This window comes from Microcoleus sp. bin48.metabat.b7b8b9.023 (assembly GCF_013299185.1).
Classification (GTDB): domain Bacteria; phylum Cyanobacteriota; class Cyanobacteriia; order Cyanobacteriales; family Microcoleaceae; genus Microcoleus.
Genome location: NZ_JAAFKG010000004.1, coordinates 128,939 through 151,656, shown reverse-complemented (window position 1 = coordinate 151,656; position 22,718 = coordinate 128,939). Strand labels below are relative to the sequence as shown.

Here is a 22,718-nt window from a genome sequence, read left to right as displayed (position 1 = left end):
CAAAACTGACTATTTACAACACAATAGAGAAAATTCAACCATACAATACTTCTTCCACAGGCGGCGTAGCGTCTTTGGGGTCGAACTCTTTTAATTTGAAAGCTTGCAGCAAAAACAGCCAGATATAAAGCGGATTCAACAAAACATACCGCTGCCAGAGGCGTCGGGGTTCCTTCATCAGCCTAAACAGCCATTCCAAACCTATTTTAGATAAAAAATCGGGAGATTTAGCCAAATTACCCGCATGAAAATCGTAGGCTGCACCTACAGCAATCAGCGGCATTGATATGTCATCCCGGTATTCGTAAGCCCAGACTTCTTGTCGCGGACAGCCCAAACCTACAAAAGTAATGGCTGCACCGCTGTTGCGAATTTGCAGCGCAATTTCCTTTTTCTCTTCCGGCGAAACGTGCCTAAATTTAGAAGGCTGAGTTCCAGCAATAATTAACTTGGGATAAAGTTGGCAGAGATTGCGAGACAAAGCCTCCAGTACAGAAGCATGAGAACCGTACAAATAGATAGATAATCCTTCTTCGGCCGCACGTTCGCAGATTTCTAACATCGCATTCGGCCCGCAAACTCGATCGGGCAATCCCGTATTGTAGAGCAAATTTAACGCCCACCTTACCGGTTGTCCATCCGGCAATACTAAGTCAATGTGATTGAGCCGATAGCGGTGAGTGCTGTCAAGAACCCCTGTCATTACCCCGTGCACCGCTAGAGCCGAAACTGAAAGTGGTTTTCCGGCGTTGGCTGCCGCAATAATTTTGCTGACAGCCGCTTCATAATTCAGGGCATTTACTAATATGCCTAGTACATTCTTTTTCCCGAGATCGATCATAGAACACCTCTGTAAGCCAACAGCCGTTACAGTCATAAATCTCCTGTAGGATTTGTTTAACGTTGTATTCAATCTTTACCAAAAATGCCAGCAAATTCTTGTTGTTACTGCTCAATCCTTCTAACCCTGTTTCAGCCAACGCTCGCGGTTACATTCATAAATCTCCTGTAGGATTTGTTTGACGTTATATTTCATTTTCCAGTCAGGATAGTGACTGGAAAATTTTGAGTTGTCGCTAATCCACCAAATGTGATCGCCAATCCGATTCCCTTCTGCATATGTCCAATTAAATTTGCGTTCCGCAATTGCCTCGCACATCTGGATGGCTTCTAACATGGAACAATTGCTATATCTGCCTCCTCCTGTATTATAAACTTGGGCGCTTCTGGGAGCTTTATAAAATTCATAAAAAGCAGAAATTAAATCAGCACTGTGAATGTTGTCGCGGACTTGCTTGCCTTTGTACCCAAAGACGGTGTAGGGAGTTCCTGTCACGGCGCACTTCATCAAGTAGGCGAGAAATCCGTGTAATTGAGCTCCCGAATGATTGGGCCCAGTCAGACAGCCACCCCTAAAACAAGCCGTATTCATATTAAAATAACGACCGTATTCTTGAACTAAAATATCAGCGGATACCTTAGACGCACCAAACAAACTGTGCAGGCACTGATCGATTGACATATCTTCCCGAATCCCACCTTCGTAAGTGTGACCTGGTTCAATTTCCCACCTGTGTTCTAATTCAATTAAAGGTAATTTGTTGGGCGTATCGCCGTATACTTTGTTGGTAGAAGTAAAAATGAAAACGGCTTTGGGACAGTACAAGCGAGTTACTTCTAAAAGATTGAGAGTACCGTTAGCGTTGACGGTAAAATCTATTTTAGGAGCGCGGGCAGCCCAATCATGGCTGGGTTGGGCTGCTGTGTGAATTACTAACTCGATCGACTCGCCATACCGCTGAAAGATATTGGTAATCGCTTCATAGTCGCGAATGTCCACATCTAAATGGTAATACTTTGTTCCCAGTGATTTTTCGAGTTGTTGGCGGTTCCAATTAGTAGAACCATCAGCACCAAAAAAGAACTGACGCATATTGTTGTCGATGCCAACGATGTCGAAACCTTGTTTGGCAAAGAATTTACAAGCCTCGGATCCAATTAAACCCGCCGCTCCAGTAATAATTGCAACGCTCACGTTTCACCGCCTAAAAAATATAGTTTTCTGTGTTTTGTGCGATCGCACAAATCAGAAGTTATCCTGATTTGCCTTGGAATACATCTTCGCACAATTCGGCGCACAATTCTTCGCACAATTCGGCAAAAAATTTACCTTTTATATTCCAATCATATATTTCCCTGACGCGCTTTTGACCGGCTCGACCCAAGCGATATCGCAATTCACGATCGTGCGCTAAACACACTATAGCTTCTGCTAGACCTTTCGTCACATTTTCTGGGTCGGTAGCCTTGACTTTAATGCCAGTTTCAGCAGTCACTTGAGTCGCGGGCCCACCTAAATCCAAACAAATCGTAGGACGCCCAACCCCCATCATTTCAGTACAAACAAAACCTCCCGAGTCGTGCAAACTCGGATGGAGGAGAACATGAGACTCGCCCATTTTTGCAAGAGTTTCAGTACGCGGTAAAGCTCCCCAAAATAATACTTTATTTGCCAATCCTAATTCTGTTGCCAAAGCTTCTAAACGCTGCCTTTCCGGGCCGTCTCCCACAATCCAGTATTCCGATTCTTCCACCTTCGCCTCCGCAAATGCACGGAGTCCCAAGTGTACTCCTTTCCAGTGTAATAGACGACCGACACTAATAAATCTAATTGGTCGATCGGGCGGGGTTGGAAATTTTTCTAGTTCCTCAATTTCCTGCTGGGACAAACCGACTTGGGAGAAAATTTTCACATTTTTTGCTTTGAGAAATCGCAGTCGAGCTGCTGTTTCTTCGGTAGTTGCTAGGGCGACGGCACTGCGGCGCGCTGTCAGCCCCACAAACGGATCGCGTTCTCCTACGCTTTGAGCTAATGCTCGCAGTGTTTCATAAATTTTGCCCCGGCGGCTAAAATCTTGCCAAAAAGGCTTTGGTGCTGCTTCTGCACCCCCGACAGGCCCCCAAATAAAAGGATGTGGTAACAGTGCGAGGAAACTTGGCGACCAATGTTTAACATAAGTTACGTGGTGTACTATGTCAAAACCGATTTCGCGATCGAGCTTTCGAGCGATAAAATAAGCCCAGAGTTGCCACAGATAGTAGTGGAGTTGCAGCAATCCCTGTCTCCCCTTCCAATCTTCGCTCCACCCAAACGGATCGAAATAAACAAAGTGCAGGTTAGGCACTGGATTGCGTTCTAGTTCTGCTTCAATGTACGATCGACAAAACGTCCGAGTAAATACCCAACTTTCGTGATGTTTGGCAGATTGGATAACAGTATTCCATCCAACTCCCTCTTCAGAGCCTAGATTTGGTTCGCAAGCAAACGCAGATAATAGAACTTTCATTTGTTATTTTGTAATTTGGCAAAGAGGGAATTGGGCATCGGGAATTGGGAATTGGGCATCGACTAAACAGGGCATTGGAGGTAGAATGGGGAAGTTATTGCTAACCAATAACAACTGTCAACTGTCAACTGTCAACTGTCAACTGACTTCACCTCTTCCCCATTAGAAAAGATGTAACTTCGACATAAGCTTTAGCTGCTGTTTCCGGAGATTTTTGAGAAATTAGCTGTCGCGAACACTCTCCCATAGACTCAATTAAATCGGGACTATCTAAAAAAATCTGCATCTTTTCTGCCAACTCCTGGGCATTGTTAGGATCGAAAATATAACCGTTTTCCCCAGACGCAATTAACTCACAGGAAGCTGCACCATTAGAACACAATACAGGTTTTCCAAACACCATTGCTTCCGGTACAACCATACCCCAGACATCCTCAAAAGTAGGAAAAACAAAAATATCAGCCAACTGAAAATAAGTTCCCAAACTTTTGTAGTCAACCCATCCCACCCAGTTTACTTGCTCCGGGAAATCTTGCTTTTTAATAAAAGCTTCCAACTCCTCTCGCTGGTCGCCCTTGCCAACAATTAGTAAAGTATAATCAGAATATCCTTGCTTTTTGAGCATGGCACAAGCTTCTAACAGCGTCTTAATTCCTTTTCTAGCTGTGATCCGTCCCACATATAAAAAAACTGGGTGTTTGATATCTAAATTTAGCGGCTTGGTTGCGGTCAAAGGTTTCAGCAGCGTTTCTGCATCGGGAACTAAATAAGTTCTCGTAAAAACTTGCTCTTCGGGTGCATCGAGAACTTCCACCAAATATCTTTTTCCAGCTTGGCTGTTAGAAACAAAAGCATCGGCAAACTTAGCTAAAATGCGTCTGGCGAATGTCCGAAAACTCGAATCTCGAAAATCTGTGTTTGGGGAACTCCCGTCATAAATAATTGCAACTCGCCATTGACAAAACGGTTTGAGGAGAATTACCAAGACAGTCCACAAAGAAAAAGCTTGAGGAAAAACTACTTGCGGCCTAAATTTGAGCAAATGACCGATGATGCTAGGCGACACTGCGATGAAACCGCGATCGTATCCTGTTTCGATCTTTTCTGTCTCGACAAATTTAGTCTCTCCTACCAACTTAATTGCTGATGCTCCCGGTAGCGTCGGATCGAACCCCGACCAAACGCGACCAGTATAAAATACAGTATTTTTATATACCTTTGTAAATTCTCTTAATACAGGCTGCCAATATGCACCCAATTCTACTTCTGGAACCAGCCAAGCGACGCGCAAATCATCTCCATCAACCATGCTATTCACCTTCAGTTTTATTTTTAGTGAATCCCAGCTTGCTTAAAACTGAAAACCAAACTAACCTTCTGTAAGGTAGCAACCAATACACTGGCCAGAATAAACCACCGTGACGGCGAGCAAAAACTTTCCATTCTTCCCAGGGTTGAAGGGTAGCATCTTTAAAAGCTAAACCCTTGGGTTGGTTCATTTTTTTCAAGCCTTCACTCATATTGGCAGCGGCTGTTGTGGTTGACTGCGGATTGAGAGAACAGGTTCCTTGATAGCCTGGAGCTATCCAAACTGTACAGCCTTTTTGTCGGGCGCGCAGGCCGTATTCCCAATCTGATAGATAATGAATAAAAGCTGGATCGAGATTGCCAACCAGTTGAACTACGCTGCGGGGAATTAATACACAATTACCATTCATGCTGTCACAAGGTTGAGGTAATTTTGTTGGCTGAAGGAAGCGAAATTTAAAGGGAAGTAATGGGGTAATCTTGACTATACCGCCGTATGTAAAATCACCGGTTTCTGGATCGCGAGTAGAGCCGGCAACGATCGCCTTTTTTTCTCCTTTTTTAATTAGCTCGCTACTGGTGGCGAGCAAGTCGTTGAAAGCTTCTGGTTCTAGCACGGTGTCGTCGTTGAGCCAGACATAGTAGTCCGGATCGTCTTTCATAGCTTCGCTGAAAGCAACCCGCATTCCTCCATTCCAAAATAAGTTACCATCTCCCGAAAAAATCTTGACGTGAGGGTATGTTTGCTGTATTACTTCTGCTGTGCCATCAGTGCTACCATCATCTACCAGATAAGCATTGAGTGCAATTTCCTTTGTTAATTTTTGCTTAAACAGCGACTCTAGAGTGGCCAAAGTCTTTAACTTGCGGTTATGGCAAGTCATCAGGACTGCTATACTTATCTGCTCCATCTATATCAAATATTGGGCTGTTTGTGCAAAATTGGTATAAAACTGTCCTCGCGCGATCGACAATGCCGATCGCAGGCGAGTCCTATTCAATTATTAACTTAATCTGTCGCAAGTATCAAGATATTTAGTCGATCGTTTATTTTTTGATTTTCCAGCTTTGCCCAGACTCTAATTGCCTGACGGAGTAATGGTAACAATCAACACGTCCGGTGTCCGAAAATATACTAATACACACCGAAAAATCGGCATTATAAATACCCTACAAGTTGTCAATTTAATTAGTTTTACTTACTTGGGAGGAAGGATAACTTCTTGATAAAGATTTTGATACTCGCGAGCTTGTACTTCTAAGGTAAACTTGGCTTCAACTTTCTCTCGTGCATGGCGACAAAGCTTTTGGTGCCGCTCACCATCTTCTAGCACCCAAGCAATCCCTCGCGCTAAATCCTCGCTATCATAGGGTTGGGCTAAATAGCCATTGTAGTGCCGATCGACAATATCCTTTAATCCCGTCACATCAAAAGCCACCACAGGCGTACCGCAAGCCAGTGCTTCCGATGCCGTCTGCCCAAAAGCTTCATAGCGCGAAGGTACAACCATCACATCCGCCGCGGCATAAACCTTTGACAAAGTAGTATCATCCAACCTGCCTAAATAATGAGTTTTGAAACCAACATCGATCGGGCTTTCAGGCTCAGCACATCCAAAAACCAACAGTTCAATCTTATCTTGCCAACCCGACTGACTGAGGCTTTGCAAAGCCGGAACCAGCAACGGAAAGCCCTTCCAGCGATCGCCCGTACCCTGCATCGCCCCAAACAACACCAACTGTTTATCTTGAGGCAAATTTAAACTATCCCTAACCTGCGGGCGGTTCAGCGGCTTGTAGAGTTCAGCATCAAGGCCATTTGCAATCACTTTCACTGGATAATTTTTCAACAAAGAACTAGATTTCGCGCATTCAGCCAACCAATGACTCGGAGTTACCAAAGTCAGATTCAAATTTTGCCAAGCCTCAGCTTTTCGCTGCCAAATCCAACGAGAAATATCAGCATCCTTACTGCTGTGCAGTTGCGGACAAGCACCGCAAGCATTAAGATAGCGATCGCAATTTTCACTGTAATGACATCCACCCGTAAACGCCCACATATCGTGCAGCGTCCAAACCACCGGTTTATTAAACTTAGCCAGGGTTTCAACCTGCATATAACCTTCACAAACCCAGTGCAAATTAATTACATCCGGATTAATTTTGGCAACTTCCGAGGCCAAAGAATCAGGAACCCACTGCGGCGAAAAAATTACCTGACCTAGTTTGGGATAAACTTTTAACGGCAATCTATTTAATTTTCCTCGGAGACTCTTAAACTTTTCTCCTAACCTTGTCGGCATCAACCGCACAGTTTCATCATCACTAAACTTATAACCAGCCAAAATTTCGGAATTCACCCCGATACTTTGCAAGCCCTTGTGCAGCCGATAAGTCGCCCTCGCAGCACCACCTTTAAGATCGTAATTACTCACCAGCAAAACTTTCATCCAAACATCCTCATTATCAAATCCCTTCTCCTCTTCTCTTTCTCTGCGCCCTCTGCGCCCTCTGTGGTTAAATCCTTAAAAATCCCCAACCAAATACCCAAATCCCCGACTCATTCAAAAAGTAGAATCTCTAAAAAACAGCATTTTTACTTAGATTTTCAAAATTTGTTTAAGTTTTCGCTGGACTTTCTTGACCAATTTCGGATCGTAATCATATAAACTCTCTTGAGTAAAGCGATCCGCTTGGGCATCGCGAATCACAAACGGAGGATGTTTTAGAGGAAAGGCGATCGGTTCCACAGACATATTGTTGTAGGGACTGTTGACATCATCCGTGTGAGTTCCCCCCGTTCCGTGTCCGATATTTGCAGCCAAATTGACATTAGACAAAATATTCAAACCATTTTGAATAAAACTCGCAAATGTCCACTGAAAATCCCACGTATCAATAGCTTTGTCGTAACACAACTGACAAGTTTTAGTCCAGATTTTAGCAGCATGAGCATCTTCCAATACATCCATCAAAAAATTGCCATCTCGCACCGAAGGCCACAGCTTCATATCTAGATCGTAGTGTCGCCAAGCTCGCCTCCAACTCGCCCAACTCCAGCAATGAGTGTAGCGAGAAAAGTAGTAGCTAAAATCAGTTCGCTGCTTGCCAAACTGCACGTTTTGACCGGATATCGACATAATTCGTTCGTCGTATCGGTAACGTTCCAGCAACTCTTCGGCAAAGTAGAAAAATGTAGTGTCAGGCAAACAATCATCCTCAATAATAATCGCCTCTTCCACCGTATCGAACACCCAATTCAACCCGCTAGAAACGCGATCGCGACAGCCCAAATTAGTCTCAGCATAGTTCCGCAAAACTTCGCATTCCCAATCTACCTGCTCAACAATTGCGCGAGCAGCAGCGCATTGCGCGTCTTCTCCCGGCTTGTCCGGCCGCGGCCCGTCAGCAACTACTAACAATTTTGACGGCTTGACTTTGCGAATTTCTGCGAATACTCTCTGAGTTTCTTCGGGACGTTTGAAAATAATAAATGCAACGGGGGTTTTTAACGGTCGATCGAACATTTACCCAACTCCACTATGCTAATTGCTGACAACACTTTTGACTTTTGACAATCTCCTTTTGATCCCAGAAATTCTATTGTCAAAAACATCCAAGACAGTCTTAGAAATATTGCGTTGTGGTATGCCAACATAACCCGCAACATATTTAGTAAACTGCTCTCCTAAAGGCAAATTCCAAAAATCTGATTGGGGATTAGAAACTTGTGCAAAAATTCGCTTAATTCCGTATCCTTTTTCTGCTGGCAAATGCCATATATCCATTTTTAAATCAGCCTCAGTTGCCGTATGGATTATCGGCGATGTCCACACTCGATTAAAATAAGCATTGCCGCTGCTGCGAGCATATCCCAGCTTGTTGTAAATGTAGGTGAGCATCTGCTCTTCTGTATTTAATTTTGTCTTTCCTTCGGCAAATCTTTGCAAGCAAGTCTCCCAGATCGAGTCTACTTCGTCGGACAATATTTTAATGTGTTTGCCACTTCCTACGATAAATTCTGCACCAAAATACTTGGGAGGCTCATCTACTTTATAGCCTAATTCCTCATAAATTTTCTGCATTTCTCGCCTGGTTAAACCGCTGATTTTTTTGTCTTCAGGCTCGTACAAATCGTAGGTAGCCAAACCTTGTTTTTCAATATCGGCAATTATGCGATCGGCGGAGTTTACCCACACGCAGTCAGAGTCTAAAGCTATACAGCGATCGTTTAACTCTGAATGATTTTTCAAATATTGAATAATGTCAAACTTAAAAAAGGTACTTCTGAATGCGGGGTAGTATTCCATTGGCGGCTGATAGGTAAATGGAATCTGGACAACCTTAACTCCAATTTTGTCAAAAAACTCAACGGTGTTAAAGCTTTCAATATTTGGAATGCGATCGGCATTCGTAAATAAAATATGCTGAGCTGTTGGGTTATGTCTAACGCTGGAAGCAAAATATACCACCGCACACCGCCAGTAAACTGATTGAAATTTTTCCGAAGAAGATTTAGCATCCGATCCTTGGGGATATTTACTTTCCTGGCCTTCTTCATCGCAGCACATTCCAGTAACTATATAAACAGAACCGCTGTCATTCATCGTGTCTATCTCCTGTTATATTTAAAGTGTGAAGTCAATTAAAGCCGTGAAGCGAAGCTATCCCTAAGGGAATCGCCCGTCATGTGAAAATAGAAATCCAAGCGCTTGATAATCATTTCAGAACCAATATGCGCTAAGTTTTTTAAGCTAGTCGCCAGCGGCAGATATCGATAGCGAAACGAAGACAGTCTGGGGTCTGTTTCTTGATATAAAATATCTTGAGCAAAGTTGCCCCACCTTTCATCGATCATATCGATCGTCATACCAGCGTGTCCCGAAGGCAGTAACATATTGGAACCGTGAATCCCAATCACCAAGCGACTCTCTGAATAAACCTGACACATTTCCCTCTCAGTTTTTTCATCGAACTTATCCACTCTGAAATCTTCTACCCACTCTGGAAAGCTAGTGTTTTTGCCTAAACCTACAACTGCAAACTTAGCTTCCGGTAGCAACTTTCGCATTTTTGCAAACAACCTCCGCACTTTCCAATTTTGAATACTTAAAGGAATTTGTAGCAAGTTAATTTTTCGGAAAATTTTGACAAGCAAATGCCGGCACCACAGCCGATCTTCCCGCCAAACAAAAGTAATTTTGTATTCTTCCTTATCAAAATCGTGTTTGGCAACCCCCGTAAATTTACTAATATCAAATTGACTGGGGTGAGAATAGGCTTCACTGATGTAAACTTCCTGGAAACGTTCTAACTGTTTGCTGACAAAAGCGTCAAAACTGGGATAGTGAGACTGACCATTTTTCAGCGATATAGGTACTGTCCAGACTTCAGCAACTCCTTCGGGAACCATCCACCTCATAAATTTTTGGACAATGACAATCAAACCAAATTCTGGGTGAGATTCTAAATGCCTCTGTGCGTTGAGCAACTTTAAAAGGCTGTGTCCGTACAGATAATCAATGCAGTTTAATACGATCACCCGATCGCAAGATTTGAAGATTTCTTGAGTAATTTCTAGGTGTTCGTTTTGAGGATTTTGGAGAGATTTGAGCAAGGGTTTTGCTAAAAATTCTTCCGCATATTTGTCATCGCTAAAAGTTGTTCCTTCAGCTAAGTTAATGCTGTAAGCAGTTTTAGCCGCGTGACCAATTCTCAACTCGTCAATGATTTCGCCACCTCCTGGAGACTCAGACACAACACAGATGCGGGAACCTTGCCACAATACTTTGACAGGTTTGAGTATTTGCCCAGAAGAGGGACAGTGCGATCGGTGTTCGAGCTTGGGTTTAATTTCAATCATTTGATCAATCCTATCAGCCTGGATGCAGCCTTGTATAAATTCAGCGAATTCAGAATTAAATTACCAAAAGGTCTCAGTTCTTTAATCAAAAAGTTGACTAAAATAATTACATAGAAATAAGTAATTAAAGTTGCCACAGTTGCTCCAAAAGCTCCATATTTAGGAATTAGTAGAGAGTTCAATACTATGTTAAAAAATGAGCCAATAAATGTCAAGTAAAGACCGTATCGCAGTTGACCTTCTAAAGCAAAATAGGTATTTCTAGCGATGCCGAAGTTACTGCCAAATTGAGCCCAAACGTAGATTGACAATACCCTGGCTGAGTCTGTATATTGAGCGCCGTAGAGAGTTTGGACTATGAAAGGAGCTAGCAGAGAGATTGGTAATGCCACTCCCAACCACAAAAATAACATGGCATCTGAGTAAATCTGAAAGTTTTTTAAGTATTCGCCATAATTTTTTTCTCTTAACTGTGCGAGTTTCGGGAAAATAGAAGAAGCGATGATCACAGGCAAAAAATCACATATTTCTGATAGTTTGACTGCAACTGCATAATATCCTAACTCAGTTTTATTTATAGAACCGAGCATGATTTGATCGATTTTGGAATAAATAAAAACCGCCAAGCCTGAAAGCACCAGCGGCCAACTTTCGTGAAGCAGTTCTTTACCTCGCTGCCAACTGACTCGCCACAGCTTTAAATCATTTCCCTTGTTTTGATAGACAATTGCGATCGCCAATCCGGCTAATGCTACCTCTCCCAACCTGATCCAAGCAAAAGCAATCAGTGGTGCTTTGAGTTGAATTAATCCGATTCTGAGTCCTGCAACCAGTAATGATACGCAATTTTTAGCGAGAACTGTATACTTAGATTGAACTTGAGATTGAAACCAAAAATTTATTGTTTCAAAGGACTGAAAAATCGTGCCGGCGGCGATAATCCCTACCAGCCAACGAGTTAAGCTGTCATTGGGATTCTGTATTGAAATCACTGTGACAGTGAGCAGTAAAGTGATGATTCCGCCTGCTAATTGTATGGCAAAAGCAGTCCCTAGAGTCTCTTCTTTGCAGTCGGGATTGCGAGCAATGTCTCGCACTACCAGAGTACCCAATCCCATTGTTGCCACCGAGGAAAACAGCGAAACAAAGGCGATCGCATAATTGATTAAGCCAAATTGTTCCGGGCCCAGATATCGTGCTACCCACACTCCCACCAGCAGACCCAGACTCATCTGCAAAATTTGGTCAGTCAACAGCCAAGCCAGGTTGCCGAGTACCTGGCGGAGGCCGGGGCCGAGCTTTTGACTGACCGCATTTAGCTTATCTAACATCAGAAAGTTTTCAGTCCTTGTCAGAAATAAATATACTTTTCGAGCGTTGGGGGATTAATCAAAAACCAGGCTCATTAATATAGTATATCATAGTTCGAGCAATTTTTAACTTCTGCAAGTTAATCATGATTCAATCTGGATGAAGATGGCGCCACCAAATCGCCTCCGGAAATACGCCGGTTGCTGGATGGAGATTTGCCACTATCGATACTGAGTCTAACTGTTATTAACACGTAGGCAAGCCAGACATCCCCAATATCACATAGAGAACCTTCAGTTAGGTTGTTCAAAACAATAAAAACTAAGTAAATAATCGGTATTCCCGCTTGAGATAGCGGGCTGCGGCTCAGTTGGCGGACGGCAAAAATCAGATTTGTAAACACAGAAATTATGATTAGGGCCAGTCCTGGATAGCCGAAAGAGAGTAAGACTGCTATGGAGCCATTATGAGCAGTTTTAGGTTGAAATCCACTCGTAGTATATATATAATAAGCTGGGGTCTCCTTTCCTATTAATGCTTGTTGAAAAAATCCCTCAAATCCATAGCCAAACCAAGGACGCTGGTTGGCTGCCGCGATTAATTGCGGCCAGAACTCCGTGCGTCCTGTCAAAGTCAAATCTTTTCCTAAACCTCCGACAACAATGGATTCCAAATTGTCCATTATATAAACGCTACCTATGATACCGAAGATCGTAAAGCCGACAATACAAGTAAATGCCCATTGAAACTTTAACTTGCTCAAAAAGCTTAAGGATGATACTACAACTATGAGCATCAAACTATTAACTAAAGAACCCCCAGAGCTAGTAGTTCTAACCAAATAAAAGGAAAAAAACATGAATGCCAGAGCTATCCAGCGTTCTTTCTGAGTTTTCGCACCTTGGGAATAGTGCAGGTACCAAAGTGCTGTACTTACTACCATCATGCTGCCCAGAGAATTTTTGTGACTGGTAATTCCTGACAATTCCCGTGTCACATTCGGGTAGCGCAAAAAACTAACTATACCCACCGAGGTATAACCCCATCGCACTAGGGCTGATAGTTCGTGCCACTCATATCGCGCACCTATATAAAAACTCACAACCGTAAAACCTGTAAATGCTATCCCCGCTTTCAGCGTAATATCAGGAACTAGCGACCACAGTGTCGATGTTATTGGTAGCCAACAATATAGCGAAAAACCCGGATTTCTCAGCACCACAAATAACAATCCTTCGACAAGTTGGTGTTTACAAAAATTAATAAATCTTCCACATAAAATAAAAACCATCCAGGGATAAAATATATAAGGAAGCTGCTTAATTACTCCACCCTCAGGGTCAGTGATATTGATAAAGTGCATATAATTAAAAGGAGGTACATTAACATGAGTAGACATGAAAATGTACAGAACGGCAAACCACTTTTCTAAAGTAATACCAATTTGTTTTTTGCTGGCAATCTGAAATATCAACAGAGTGATCGCCAAGCCACTGACACCCAATATCATCAGCAACAAATTATTGCTGAGCATGAGTTCCTTAATCATTCTCGCCATAAATATCTACCCTCTCTGAGAAAAATATCAATTTAGCAGCGGGCTAATTCCACCAAAATAACAATAAACCGAGGCATTTGTCGCTGGCGATCTTTCTATATAAGCTGCTGCTGCTCTAAAGTGTTGGTTGGTTGGGTATGAGGAGAGGGGTTGGGGAATGCCGAGGTTTTTTTATTCTGCCTTCTAGATAATTGCCGGGAGGGGGAGGGGAAGAAAATTTGATGATTTTTTTCTTTGTATCTGCGATCGACATTGCTTTTCAACGATCGGCGATTAAACTGGTGAATGATCCTCAAATAAAATAAGTAGTCTGTGGTTAACACTGATTTTTCCAAACAAGTAAACCCGCCAGTCTTGGGTTTGACGTTGTGGACGATCGCCTGCGCGAGTATTTCCCTCGGGTTCCCGATTGGTGCAACAGCGCAACTACCATTGCGTCCTGGCGCAGTCACAACACCTGTCGGCGTTAGAAGATCGCCCCAAAGCTACAAACTCGGTGGTGGCGATCGCATCCAAGTAGAAATACTCGAAGTACCAGAGCTCACCCGTGGCTACGAAGTCCTCTCAGACGGTTCTGTTAACCTCCCGCTGATCGGTCTGATCTCGATCCGCGGCCGTACCTTAGTCGAAGCCACCACCATCATCCGCAACGCCTACCGCCGCATCCTCAAAGATCCGATAGTTACAGTCAGCCTCATCGCCGCCCGCCCCCTCAACGTCGGCGTCATCGGAGAAGTCACCAGACCCGGAAACTTCACGATTACCCTCACTCCAGGCCCGGGGGTCGCGCCCAGCGTCCAGTACCCAACCGTCACCCAAGCCCTCAGACTCGCAGAAGGTGTCACTGGCGTCGCCGACATCCGCAACATCCGCGTCCGCCGTCCCCAACCCGACGGCCCCGACCAAGTGCTTAGCGTTAACCTGTGGAAATTCTTGCAAGAAGGAGACATTTCTCAAGATATCATTTTGCAAGACAGAGACACGATTGTGATCCCTACCGTCGCGAACTTCAACCAAGCAGAGGCGCGCCAATTTGCGATCGCCAACTTCTCGCCGCCGCCGGAAAAACCCCGATCGATCTCCATCGTCGGCCAAGTAACCCGCCCGGGGGCTTACGTAGTCATCGGCGGCAACACCAATAGCGACCTCAGCCGAGAAGGATTTCCCACCGTCATTCGCGCCATCCAGCTTGCGGGCGGAATTACCTCCGAAGCCGACATCCGCCAAATTCAAGTGCGCCGCGTCACCAGAAAAGGCGAACAAATCATTCCAGTCAACCTGTGGCAATTCCTAGAGTCTGGCGACGGCGCCCAAGATACCATCCTCCAGCAGGGAGACACCATCATCGTTCCCAAAGCAACTATCGTCAACCCCGCAGAAGCTGGCGTGCTGGCTAGCACTAACTTTGCTCCTTCCGGCATTAACGTTTATGTAGTAGGAGAAGTCAGAACATCTCTCGATCCCTTGAGGCTGCCACCTAATGCCACCCTCAATCAAGCTTTAGTTTCCAGAGGATTTTTTGGCTACGAGAATACGAGAGCTAGAAGGAATAAAATTGAGCTAGTCCGCCTCAATCAGGACGGTACTGCTACTAAACGGACGATCGAAGTCGATTTAACTCAAGGCATTAACGAAGAAGTCAATCCTCAACTTCGGAACAACGACATGATTATCGTATCCCGCAGCGGTATCGTCAACTTCATAGACCGCATGAACGCGATCGTCGGGCCTGTCGCACCAGCTACCGGAGTGTTAAATTTTATAAACGTTCTCCGAAGTTTATTTAGGTAAGAATGTTGCTGGTGAGGTGGATAATTCCTGCGAAAGGCTAGAATAAATTAAACAATAGAATTTCTGGCGTCGCGGCGTGGCAGCTTCAAAAATATCAACATCAAAAATATAAACCTCAAGAATACCCAGGCTGAATATGGATAGCAGACAAGATTACCAACCCTTCACACCCAAATCTAATGGCAAACTGCCCGACTTCTCGGCTCAGAACTACAGAGATAGGTTCGTCGAGGAGACAGAGGAAGAAAAGCTAGACTTGTCGTGGCTGTTAGGAGTCCTGCGCCGCCGTATCCTGGTGATGGCAGCAGCCACAATTGCTTTGAGCGCCCTCGCAGGAACAGGGATCGTCACCGCTTCTAAACGGATAACGCTGGAGTATGAAGGCTCATTTTCTCTGTTAGTAGAACCAGCAACCGCTGAAGGTTTGCTATCCAAACAATTAGACAATACCGTCGCTGCCGACTTAGCAAAAATTAATATAGAAGGAATTAGTTTAGTAGATTACGAAACCCAAATTAGGATTTTACGCAGCCCCAAAATGATGCAGCCAGTGCTTCAAGATTTGCGAGCTTGGAATCCCAACCTAACCTACAGCGAACTGATGACAAAACTGTCGATCAGCCGCGTCAGCTACGGAAGAGATGGCAAACAGCAAGGCACAAAAATTTTAGAAGTTCGCTACAAAGATCCAGACCCAAATAAAATTTACGGTGTATTGGATAAGGTTTCTAAAGCTTATCTAGAATATAGCTTGCAGCAGCGGCTGACGGGCATCAATCAAGGTATTAAATTTATAGACATGGAGATGCCCAAGCTCCGAGAAAGAGTCGAAGTTTTGCAACTGCAAGTCCAAAGACTGCGCCAGAATAGCAACTTGTTTGAGCCGCAGCTAGAGGGAAAATCTCTGTCAGAACAAGTTCAAAGCATTCGGGGACAGCAAGTAGGACTCCAGGTACAGTTAAAAGGGATGCGTAATCTCTACCAAAGCTATCAAAATTTACTGGATAAAAATAACCCCATTGGCGTATTGATGACCCAAGGACAAGCTTACGGCGGACTGTTATCTCAAATCCAGAAAATAGACTCAGACTTGTCCCTGAAATTAGCTCAGTATAGAGATGACAGTTTGCCTGTTTTAGCACTGCGAAAAAGCCGGGAAGAACTGGTTTTAACAGCGACTCAACAAGCAAAAGAAGTGGTGATGGGAAATTTGTCAAGCCAAATCAAAGAAGTTGAGGCGCGCGATCGCGAAATGACTGCTTTGCAAAAGGCTCTCTACCAAAAAATTAGAAATTTCTCAGTAACAACGAGACAATACGACAATTTAGTGCGGGAACAACAAGTTGTTACTAAGAGTTTGTCGGACTTTTTGGCAAAACGGGAAGCCTTGCGGATTGATGCAGCTCAGCAGCAAATACCCTGGGTGCTGATCAATCCTCCGGAAATTCCACTAGACAAATTCAACAGGCCGATCCCATCTACAGTCAAACAAACCAAAAGACAGTTAGCATTGGCAGTAATTTTAAGCAGTCTGCTGGGCATAGCAGTCGGCTTGCTCGTAGAGGTGCTAAATACTGTTTTCCACACTCCAGAAGCGCTGAGAATCGCCACAAAATTGCCGGTGATCGGGGTGATTCCGTTTAGCAAAAAAGTCAGGCGCAGACCGCCAGCGAGGCAGAGGAAACTAACTTCGGCTCGCTCGTCGTCGAAGTCGCAAGTGCAAGTTCTCGAATCCCTCGACACTGAACCTACTCCTCCGACGCTCATCGGGGGGCAAAGTATTTTTAGGGAGTTGGACTATCAATTTTTAGAAGCATTTCGATCGCTCTACACTAATATTCACTTGCTCAGTGCAGGTACGGCAATTCGATCGCTCTTAGTGAGCTCGGCCGTGGCTGGAGACGGCAAATCTACAGTAGCTTTGCACCTGGCTGCCATAGCAGCAGCAGTCGGACAGCGAGTATTGTTAGTAGATGCAGATTTGCGCTGCCCGCAACTGCATACTAAGCTAGGACTGCCGAACGTGCGCGGGCTAGCCGATGCCATTTCCACGGATCTCAGCCTCAACGACGCGATTCAGCGAGCTTTGAATCAAGACAATTTGTTCGTACTCACCGCAGGACAAATTCCGCCCGATCCGATCAAGCTGCTTTCTTCCAAAAAGATGCAGTATCTGATGGAGCAGTTTCAAGCATTTTTTGACTTAGTGATTTATGACACCCCACCGCTAGCCGGCTTGGCAGACGCCCACTTGATCGCAGCTCACACCGACGCTACGATTATGGTCGTGCAAATTGCCAAAACAGACCGAGCGCAAGTTCGCAAAGTTTTAGAAGAATTAAAAATTTCTGGAGCTTCGGTTTTGGGAATCGTGGCTAACGGCTGCAAAAACGATCCTAACAGTTACCGGCAGCGCTCGGTCGGTTTAGACACGCTCTACGACCAAAAACTATCGGCTTTAGGTACAAAAAATCAAAATTAGACAAATTTCGATCCCAGCGGCGCCGTGCCGCCCTCCTCTACCCGAAATGCACAACCAACCTGCACCATCATTTTTTGACCGAAAGACGAGCCTCCCGTGCCCCGGGCGGCGCGACATGGGGATAAGTCGGTAGCGGTTTCAACCGCCGTGTATAATCAACAGAAGCGAAAAGTGAGTAGGAATAACATAAGAGCGGATTGAAGTACCCTAGTAGGTCGCAATCCCAGCAACGGACAGATCCAACTAGAGTTGGAATAGTTAAAGGGCAAATAATGGCAGGGTATGGAGCGTTCAAACTTAGACACACGAAGGACTCAGAAAGTATACGCAATCTCAGCTTAGAGCTGTTTGAGTGAGTAGGGGGATACTCTTATTGTCCCCTTAGATCCTTGATTGGTGGGCAAGAATCCCCCGGCTTCAGACGTGGGGAGGTTCAAAAACGTACCATTTGAGAAAGAAAATGATAGACTAACGGACATAGCCTCGTGTGTCAACCGAGATTGCGCGGATATTTGATTCGCGGTAATTCTTTAAAAAATGATTGGGAAATCAGCAAAAGTGGGTAAACTACATCTAGCAGAGCGCAATCTCAATCAGGAAAAGACACCTTTGAAGGTGAACGTTAATGCAAACGTTAATGTGAACGTTTCAACCCAGAAACTTGGTAGGGATTATTCTATGAGTACAGTTATGGTTGTTGATGATAGCGTCACTCTGCGGGAGATGATCGCCGACTTGCTCAAAGGTAGAGGACTCAACGTCACCGTAGCTAGTGATGGCGTAGAAGCTCTGGAGCAAATCAAAGCCAACCGCCCGGATTTAGTCGTTCTGGATATCGTGATGCCCCGGATGAACGGCTACGAAGTCTGTCGCCGGCTCAAGAGCGACCCCAAAACTCAGAATTTGCCCGTGGTAATGTGTTCGAGCAAAAGCGAAGAGTTCGATCGCTACTGGGGAATGAAACAAGGAGCTGACGCTTACATCGCCAAGCCCTTTCACCCTCAGGAATTGGTGGGTACCATTAAGCAACTGCTGCGCGGTTGAAGTAGAGGAAGAGGGACAGAAAAAAATGTCTTGAGTGGTTCCAATTTCTGATCCCGCAGCCTCTCTAAACTACTCGATTGACAATAGTCCAAACATCCCCGTCCGATCGCACGTAGGGTACAGAAATACTCTTAAAACCCGTAATAAAAGGCTTGTAATAAACCTGCCAGTAGCTGGGGCTAATTTGGTCGGCAATGGCTTTAAGTTCCTTCACTTCTCCCGCCAATTGGGCTGCCAGTTCGTTAATCCGTTCCGCGTGTCCGCGAGCGAGCTCTCTTCCCTCTTCAACTTGCTGCTCCATTGGACTCATTCTTTGCAAGTTTACCGATAGCTGTTGTTTCTGATTCAGTTGAACAGACAGAGCTGCGATCGCATCATCTATTCCCTTGACTTCTGCCGACACTTGTGCTGTTTCCCTCGCGTGACGGCGGTAAGCATCAGCGATGGCTTGGGGCGAATCCCCCGCTGGGGCGATCGCGCCAGTGCTAAGCTGTTGGCGTTCGCGGCGCAAGGCCTCAATCTGAGAGCAAATTGCTTCTATGTCTGTCTGAAGTTTGTCCACTTCTTATTTATTGCGTGGTTTTTGGATATTTTAGCATATTAACACAAACCAATCATTCGATCGGCATTTTATAAAAGGTTTGTAGTGTGGACTTTAGTCCGCAACATATCTGCGGACTAAAGTCCACACTACGAACCAATTTGATTGAGGTTTGATCGTTCGGACTTTATTAGTGAGATTTTGATGCGGACTAAAGTCCACACTACGAACCAATTTGATTGAGGTTCGATCGTTCAGACTTTATTCCTAGATTTTGATGCGGACTAAAGTCCTCACTACGAACGAATTTGATTGAGGTTTGTATCGAGGACTTTATTCCTAGGATTTTGATGCGGGCTAAAGTACTCACTACTAACATAATTACTAATGATTAATTGAATTATTTTAAATTGTTAGCGCCGGCACGCCTCAAACTGACTACAGCCTCCACCAAGACATCGGGCTGTACGGGTTTAGTCAGATGCCGATCGTAACTAGCTTTCAAAGCCCGATCGCGGTCTTCATCTCTAGCATAGGCCGTCAGGGCGATCGCCCGAAACTTCCTGCCGCTTTGGGTTGCCAGAGAACGCAGCCTTAACAGCAGCGAATAGCCGTCTTCCTCAGGCATTCCGATATCGCTGACCAAAACATCCGGCACAAACTCCGAAGCCACCTCAAACGCCTCAGCAGCACAGGATGCAGCCCTGACAGCCGCCCCGCAATCGCTCAAGACAAACATCATAAATTCCCGCGAATCCACCTCGTCATCAACCACCAAAACCTTGACTCCCTGTAAATTACCACCGCCAGCCAACAGCGACGCTTCCTCACGGGCGATCGAATTTACCGGAATCGAAGGGAGGCGGAAAGTAAAAGTCGAACCCATATCCAGTCCCGGACTCTGGGCCCAAACCCTGCCGCCGTGGAGTTCCACCAACTGCCGGACGATCGCCAGACCCAGCCCCAAACCGCTATAATTGCGAGTAATCGTAGCATCCGCTTGCCGGAAAGACTCAAACACGTAAGGCAAAAAATTCGCAGCAATCCCAATTCCGGTGTCGGTAACAGTTAGCTCAACCTCCGAATCAAATCGCTCCAAGCGGATTTCCACTCGCCCGCCGCGCGGCGTAAACTTAATCGCATTCGTCAACAAATTCCAAATTATCTGCTGCAAGCGGCCGGGGTCTCCCGATACCAAAAATCTCGGATTTAACGGAGATTCGCGATCGCCAGAAACCTCTTTGAGCGGGCAAAATTCAGCAGTATCCCAGCCCAAATCTAGAATTGCCAACTCCACGTCGATCGACTTAGCATCGGCCGCCAACCGCACCGTATTTACCGCTCCTTCCACCATCGAAATCAAATTTACGGGACAAGGATTTAAAGTCAATTTGCCGCGAATAATTCTCGAAATATCCAGCAAATCCTCAATCAATTGAGTTTGCAATTTAGCATTGCGCTCGATTGTTTCCAAAGCCCGAGCAGTAGCAGCCGGACTAAAACTGCGGTGTCGCAGCAGTTGCGCCCAGCCCAAAATCGCGTTTAAGGGCGATCGCAACTCGTGAGAAAGAGTTGCTAAAAACTCATCTTTCATCCGATTTGCTTGCTGAGATTCCTCATAAAGCCGCGCGTTTTCGATGCTTGCCGAAACTGCCTGAGCCAACTGCATTAAAATATTTTCGTCATCTTCCCCAAACTCCCCCTCATACTTGTCCGACAACTGAATCAATCCCATATTTTTGCCATCGCGAGCCGTCAGCGGTACCGCCAGCCAGCCCCGCATCGGCGGGTGCTTGTCGGCAGCCTTGCCGAACTTCCGCCACGCCTGGTGAGCCTCTAACTCGCTTTGAGTCATCCGCATCGCCTGTTGGTGCCGGCAAACTTCCTGATAAATGCCCGTACCGTCTGGCTCTTCGCAGTAATCTTGCCACTGGGCGTATTTTTCGGATAGGGAAAACTTGCTAATTCCAACATCCCACTGGGCGGAAGGGCTGAGGTTGACGGCTGCTTGGTGGACTTCCAGAATGGAGCGGGCGCTATCTGCTGCTAACTGAACGATGTCTGCTACCGAAAGCATGGAGTGGAGCGCAACTGAGGCGGAGGTTAACTTTTGCAGGCGGTGCAAATACGATCGCTCGCGCGCCAAAGCTTGGGAGCGATCGTATTCTAACTGTTTGCGAGCGGTAATGTCGATCGCAACGCCGAACAGCCGCACAGGTTTACCGGATGCGTCAAAAACCACCCGCCCTTTGTCGTGAAGCCAAATCACCGAACCGTCGGGGCGCTTTTGGCGGTGTTGCGAGTCGTAAACTCCCGAGCCGTTGAGTGCGGCATCCAAATCTGCAAAAAAGCTGTCGCGATCGTCTGGATGCACCGCATTCTTTTTTTCCTCCAAAGTACCAACGGCGCTCTCCGGGAGAAAACCTATCTCTGTTTGGGCATTGGAAAAACGGCGGATTTCGGCGGAAACAAAATCCCAAGAAAAAGCAACCGTGTTAGCTGCTTCCAGGGCAAAGCGCAAATTTTCCTCGCTTTCCTGTATTCTGGCTTCGGATAACTTGCGATCGGTAATATCCCAAACCACGCCGATCGATCGCACCGATTTACCAGTACCATCATAAAAATACTTGCCCCTAGCCGCGATCCAGTGCAAGCTGCCGTCGGGCCAAATCACTCTAAATTCGTGCTGGTATTCTATCTTGTTATCTAAAGAAAAGGCGATCGCGCGAGCAATAGAATCGCGATCGTCTGGGTGAACGCAGGCAAAAAATGCTTCATAACTTCCCGAAAAACTGCCTTTTTCCAACCCGAATAACAGTTCGTGTCCCTCCGACCAAACCACCTCGCCAGTTAATATATTCCAATCCCAAGTTCCCATTTGCGAGGCGCAGATAGCCACCCTCAGCCTTTCCTCAGAAATTGCCAACTGCGCCGAAGTTCTCGCGTAATTCTCCCGCAACTGCTGTTTTTCCAAACTTTCGCGCACGGCGGACGCCAGCCGATTGAAGTGCCGCCCTTTGAACACGTAATCGCTCAAACCCGCTTTCATCGCTTCGACTGCCACTTGTTCGCTGCCGCTGTCGGTACACATAATTACCGGACAATTTGGGTACTGGCTTTGAACTTTTTTCAGAATAGTTAATCCGTCGCTCCAGCGCACTTGGTAATCGGTAATTACCATGTCAAAACCCCCGACGACCAGGATTTGTTCGAGACTTGGGGCATCTATCGCCGACTTAACTTCTAAATCGGGCAAAGTTTTTCTCAGTTCTCGCTCGATCATCAGGCGATCGTTCGGGTTGTCGTCGATCAACAGAATAGACAGCATGGTTTTTGGGCTTTTTGTATTGGCACAAACATTCTTGAATCTAAGAATATGTTATTGAGGAATCCCGTTATTTCAATATTTAGTGCTAATTAACTATCCTCGGATTTTTTTCATTGTATTTGCTTGTATTTTATTATATCTCACA

General features: G+C 45.4%; 16 protein-coding genes. 3 read left to right on the top strand and 13 right to left on the bottom strand.

Annotated features, from left to right (window positions below):
* Positions 1-34: 34 nt before the first annotated feature.
* The 11 genes from QZW82_RS04045 to QZW82_RS03995 all read right to left on the bottom strand — a co-directional run bounded on the left by QZW82_RS04045 (position 35) and on the right by QZW82_RS03995 (position 13,387).
* Complete coding sequence (locus tag QZW82_RS04045) at positions 35-841, bottom strand: WecB/TagA/CpsF family glycosyltransferase (RefSeq protein ID WP_293144942.1); 807 nt, start codon at positions 839-841, stop codon at positions 35-37.
* A 120-nt stretch (positions 842-961) separates the two neighbouring features.
* On the bottom strand, positions 962-2,035 hold the full coding sequence (locus tag QZW82_RS04040; protein WP_293144939.1) for an NAD-dependent epimerase/dehydratase family protein: 1,074 nt from the start codon (positions 2,033-2,035) through the stop codon (positions 962-964).
* A gap of 58 nt (positions 2,036-2,093) precedes the next feature.
* Positions 2,094-3,347, bottom strand: a complete 1,254-nt coding sequence (locus QZW82_RS04035; RefSeq protein ID WP_293144936.1) for a glycosyltransferase — start codon at positions 3,345-3,347, stop codon at positions 2,094-2,096.
* Positions 3,348-3,495: 148 nt separating this feature from the next.
* Positions 3,496-4,656 (bottom strand): glycosyltransferase family 4 protein, encoded by a 1,161-nt coding sequence (locus QZW82_RS04030; RefSeq protein ID WP_293144933.1) that lies wholly within the window; start codon positions 4,654-4,656, stop codon positions 3,496-3,498.
* Between the two features lies 1 nt (position 4,657).
* Positions 4,658-5,566, bottom strand: coding sequence for a glycosyltransferase family 2 protein (locus QZW82_RS04025; protein WP_293144930.1), 909 nt, complete (start codon positions 5,564-5,566; stop codon positions 4,658-4,660).
* A gap of 288 nt (positions 5,567-5,854) precedes the next feature.
* Complete coding sequence (locus QZW82_RS04020; RefSeq protein WP_293144927.1) at positions 5,855-7,105, bottom strand: glycosyltransferase family 4 protein; 1,251 nt, start codon at positions 7,103-7,105, stop codon at positions 5,855-5,857.
* A 150-nt stretch (positions 7,106-7,255) separates the two neighbouring features.
* Complete coding sequence (locus tag QZW82_RS04015) at positions 7,256-8,182, bottom strand: glycosyltransferase family 2 protein (RefSeq protein ID WP_293144924.1); 927 nt, start codon at positions 8,180-8,182, stop codon at positions 7,256-7,258.
* Positions 8,183-8,200: 18 nt separating this feature from the next.
* Positions 8,201-9,262 carry a hypothetical protein gene (locus tag QZW82_RS04010; protein WP_293144921.1) on the bottom strand — a complete coding sequence of 354 codons (1,062 nt, stop codon included), beginning with the start codon at positions 9,260-9,262 and terminating at the stop codon, positions 8,201-8,203.
* Between the two features lie 38 nt (positions 9,263-9,300).
* On the bottom strand, positions 9,301-10,518 hold the full coding sequence (locus QZW82_RS04005; protein WP_293144917.1) for a hypothetical protein: 1,218 nt from the start codon (positions 10,516-10,518) through the stop codon (positions 9,301-9,303).
* Positions 10,515-11,849: a flippase gene (locus QZW82_RS04000; protein WP_293144914.1), complete on the bottom strand. Its 1,335-nt coding sequence runs from the start codon at positions 11,847-11,849 to the stop codon at positions 10,515-10,517. Before QZW82_RS04000 ends, QZW82_RS04005 begins: the two co-directional genes overlap by 4 nt.
* Positions 11,850-11,968: 119 nt before the next feature.
* Positions 11,969-13,387 carry an O-antigen ligase family protein gene (locus QZW82_RS03995; protein WP_293144911.1) on the bottom strand — a complete coding sequence of 473 codons (1,419 nt, stop codon included), beginning with the start codon at positions 13,385-13,387 and terminating at the stop codon, positions 11,969-11,971.
* Positions 13,388-13,699: 312 nt separating this feature from the next.
* Between QZW82_RS03995 and QZW82_RS03990 the strand changes: the two genes are divergently transcribed.
* The 3 genes from QZW82_RS03990 to QZW82_RS03980 all read left to right on the top strand — a co-directional run bounded on the left by QZW82_RS03990 (position 13,700) and on the right by QZW82_RS03980 (position 18,704).
* On the top strand, positions 13,700-15,178 hold the full coding sequence (locus tag QZW82_RS03990) for a polysaccharide biosynthesis/export family protein (protein ID WP_293144908.1): 1,479 nt from the start codon (positions 13,700-13,702) through the stop codon (positions 15,176-15,178).
* Between the two features lie 136 nt (positions 15,179-15,314).
* Entirely contained in the window at positions 15,315-17,660 is a 2,346-nt protein-coding gene (locus QZW82_RS03985) for a tyrosine-protein kinase family protein (RefSeq protein WP_293144905.1), read from the top strand.
* 678 nt (positions 17,661-18,338) lie between these two features.
* Positions 18,339-18,704, top strand: a complete 366-nt coding sequence (locus QZW82_RS03980) for a response regulator (RefSeq protein ID WP_039886668.1) — start codon at positions 18,339-18,341, stop codon at positions 18,702-18,704.
* Positions 18,705-18,768: 64 nt separating this feature from the next.
* Here QZW82_RS03980 and QZW82_RS03975 read toward each other — a convergent pair whose 3' ends face one another.
* Both QZW82_RS03975 and QZW82_RS03970 read right to left on the bottom strand, forming a co-directional pair.
* Complete coding sequence (locus QZW82_RS03975; protein WP_293144902.1) at positions 18,769-19,266, bottom strand: hypothetical protein; 498 nt, start codon at positions 19,264-19,266, stop codon at positions 18,769-18,771.
* Positions 19,267-19,645: 379 nt separating this feature from the next.
* The gene (locus QZW82_RS03970) at positions 19,646-22,573 is read right to left on the bottom strand and encodes a PAS domain-containing protein (protein ID WP_293144899.1); all 2,928 of its coding nucleotides are present in this window, start codon (positions 22,571-22,573) and stop codon (positions 19,646-19,648) included.
* Positions 22,574-22,718 lie beyond the last annotated feature (145 nt).

What these genes read in the sequence shown, in the direction of transcription:
- QZW82_RS04045 (WP_293144942.1), bottom strand. Translation starts at nt 841, where the DNA reads ATGATCGATCTCGGGAAAAAGAATGTACTAGGCATATTAGTAAATGCC.
- QZW82_RS04035 (WP_293144936.1), bottom strand. Translation starts at nt 3,347, where the DNA reads ATGAAAGTTCTATTATCTGCGTTTGCTTGCGAACCAAATCTAGGCTCT.
- QZW82_RS04030 (WP_293144933.1), bottom strand. Translation starts at nt 4,656, where the DNA reads ATGGTTGATGGAGATGATTTGCGCGTCGCTTGGCTGGTTCCAGAAGTA.
- QZW82_RS04025 (WP_293144930.1), bottom strand. Translation starts at nt 5,566, where the DNA reads ATGGAGCAGATAAGTATAGCAGTCCTGATGACTTGCCATAACCGCAAG.
- QZW82_RS04020 (WP_293144927.1), bottom strand. Translation starts at nt 7,105, where the DNA reads ATGAAAGTTTTGCTGGTGAGTAATTACGATCTTAAAGGTGGTGCTGCG.
- QZW82_RS04015 (WP_293144924.1), bottom strand. Translation starts at nt 8,182, where the DNA reads ATGTTCGATCGACCGTTAAAAACCCCCGTTGCATTTATTATTTTCAAA.
- QZW82_RS04010 (WP_293144921.1), bottom strand. Translation starts at nt 9,262, where the DNA reads ATGAATGACAGCGGTTCTGTTTATATAGTTACTGGAATGTGCTGCGAT.
- QZW82_RS04005 (WP_293144917.1), bottom strand. Translation starts at nt 10,518, where the DNA reads ATGATTGAAATTAAACCCAAGCTCGAACACCGATCGCACTGTCCCTCT.
- QZW82_RS04000 (WP_293144914.1), bottom strand. Translation starts at nt 11,849, where the DNA reads ATGTTAGATAAGCTAAATGCGGTCAGTCAAAAGCTCGGCCCCGGCCTC.
- QZW82_RS03995 (WP_293144911.1), bottom strand. Translation starts at nt 13,387, where the DNA reads ATGGCGAGAATGATTAAGGAACTCATGCTCAGCAATAATTTGTTGCTG.
- QZW82_RS03985 (WP_293144905.1), top strand. Translation starts at nt 15,315, where the DNA reads ATGGATAGCAGACAAGATTACCAACCCTTCACACCCAAATCTAATGGC.
- QZW82_RS03980 (WP_039886668.1), top strand. Translation starts at nt 18,339, where the DNA reads ATGAGTACAGTTATGGTTGTTGATGATAGCGTCACTCTGCGGGAGATG.
- QZW82_RS03970 (WP_293144899.1), bottom strand. Translation starts at nt 22,573, where the DNA reads ATGCTGTCTATTCTGTTGATCGACGACAACCCGAACGATCGCCTGATG.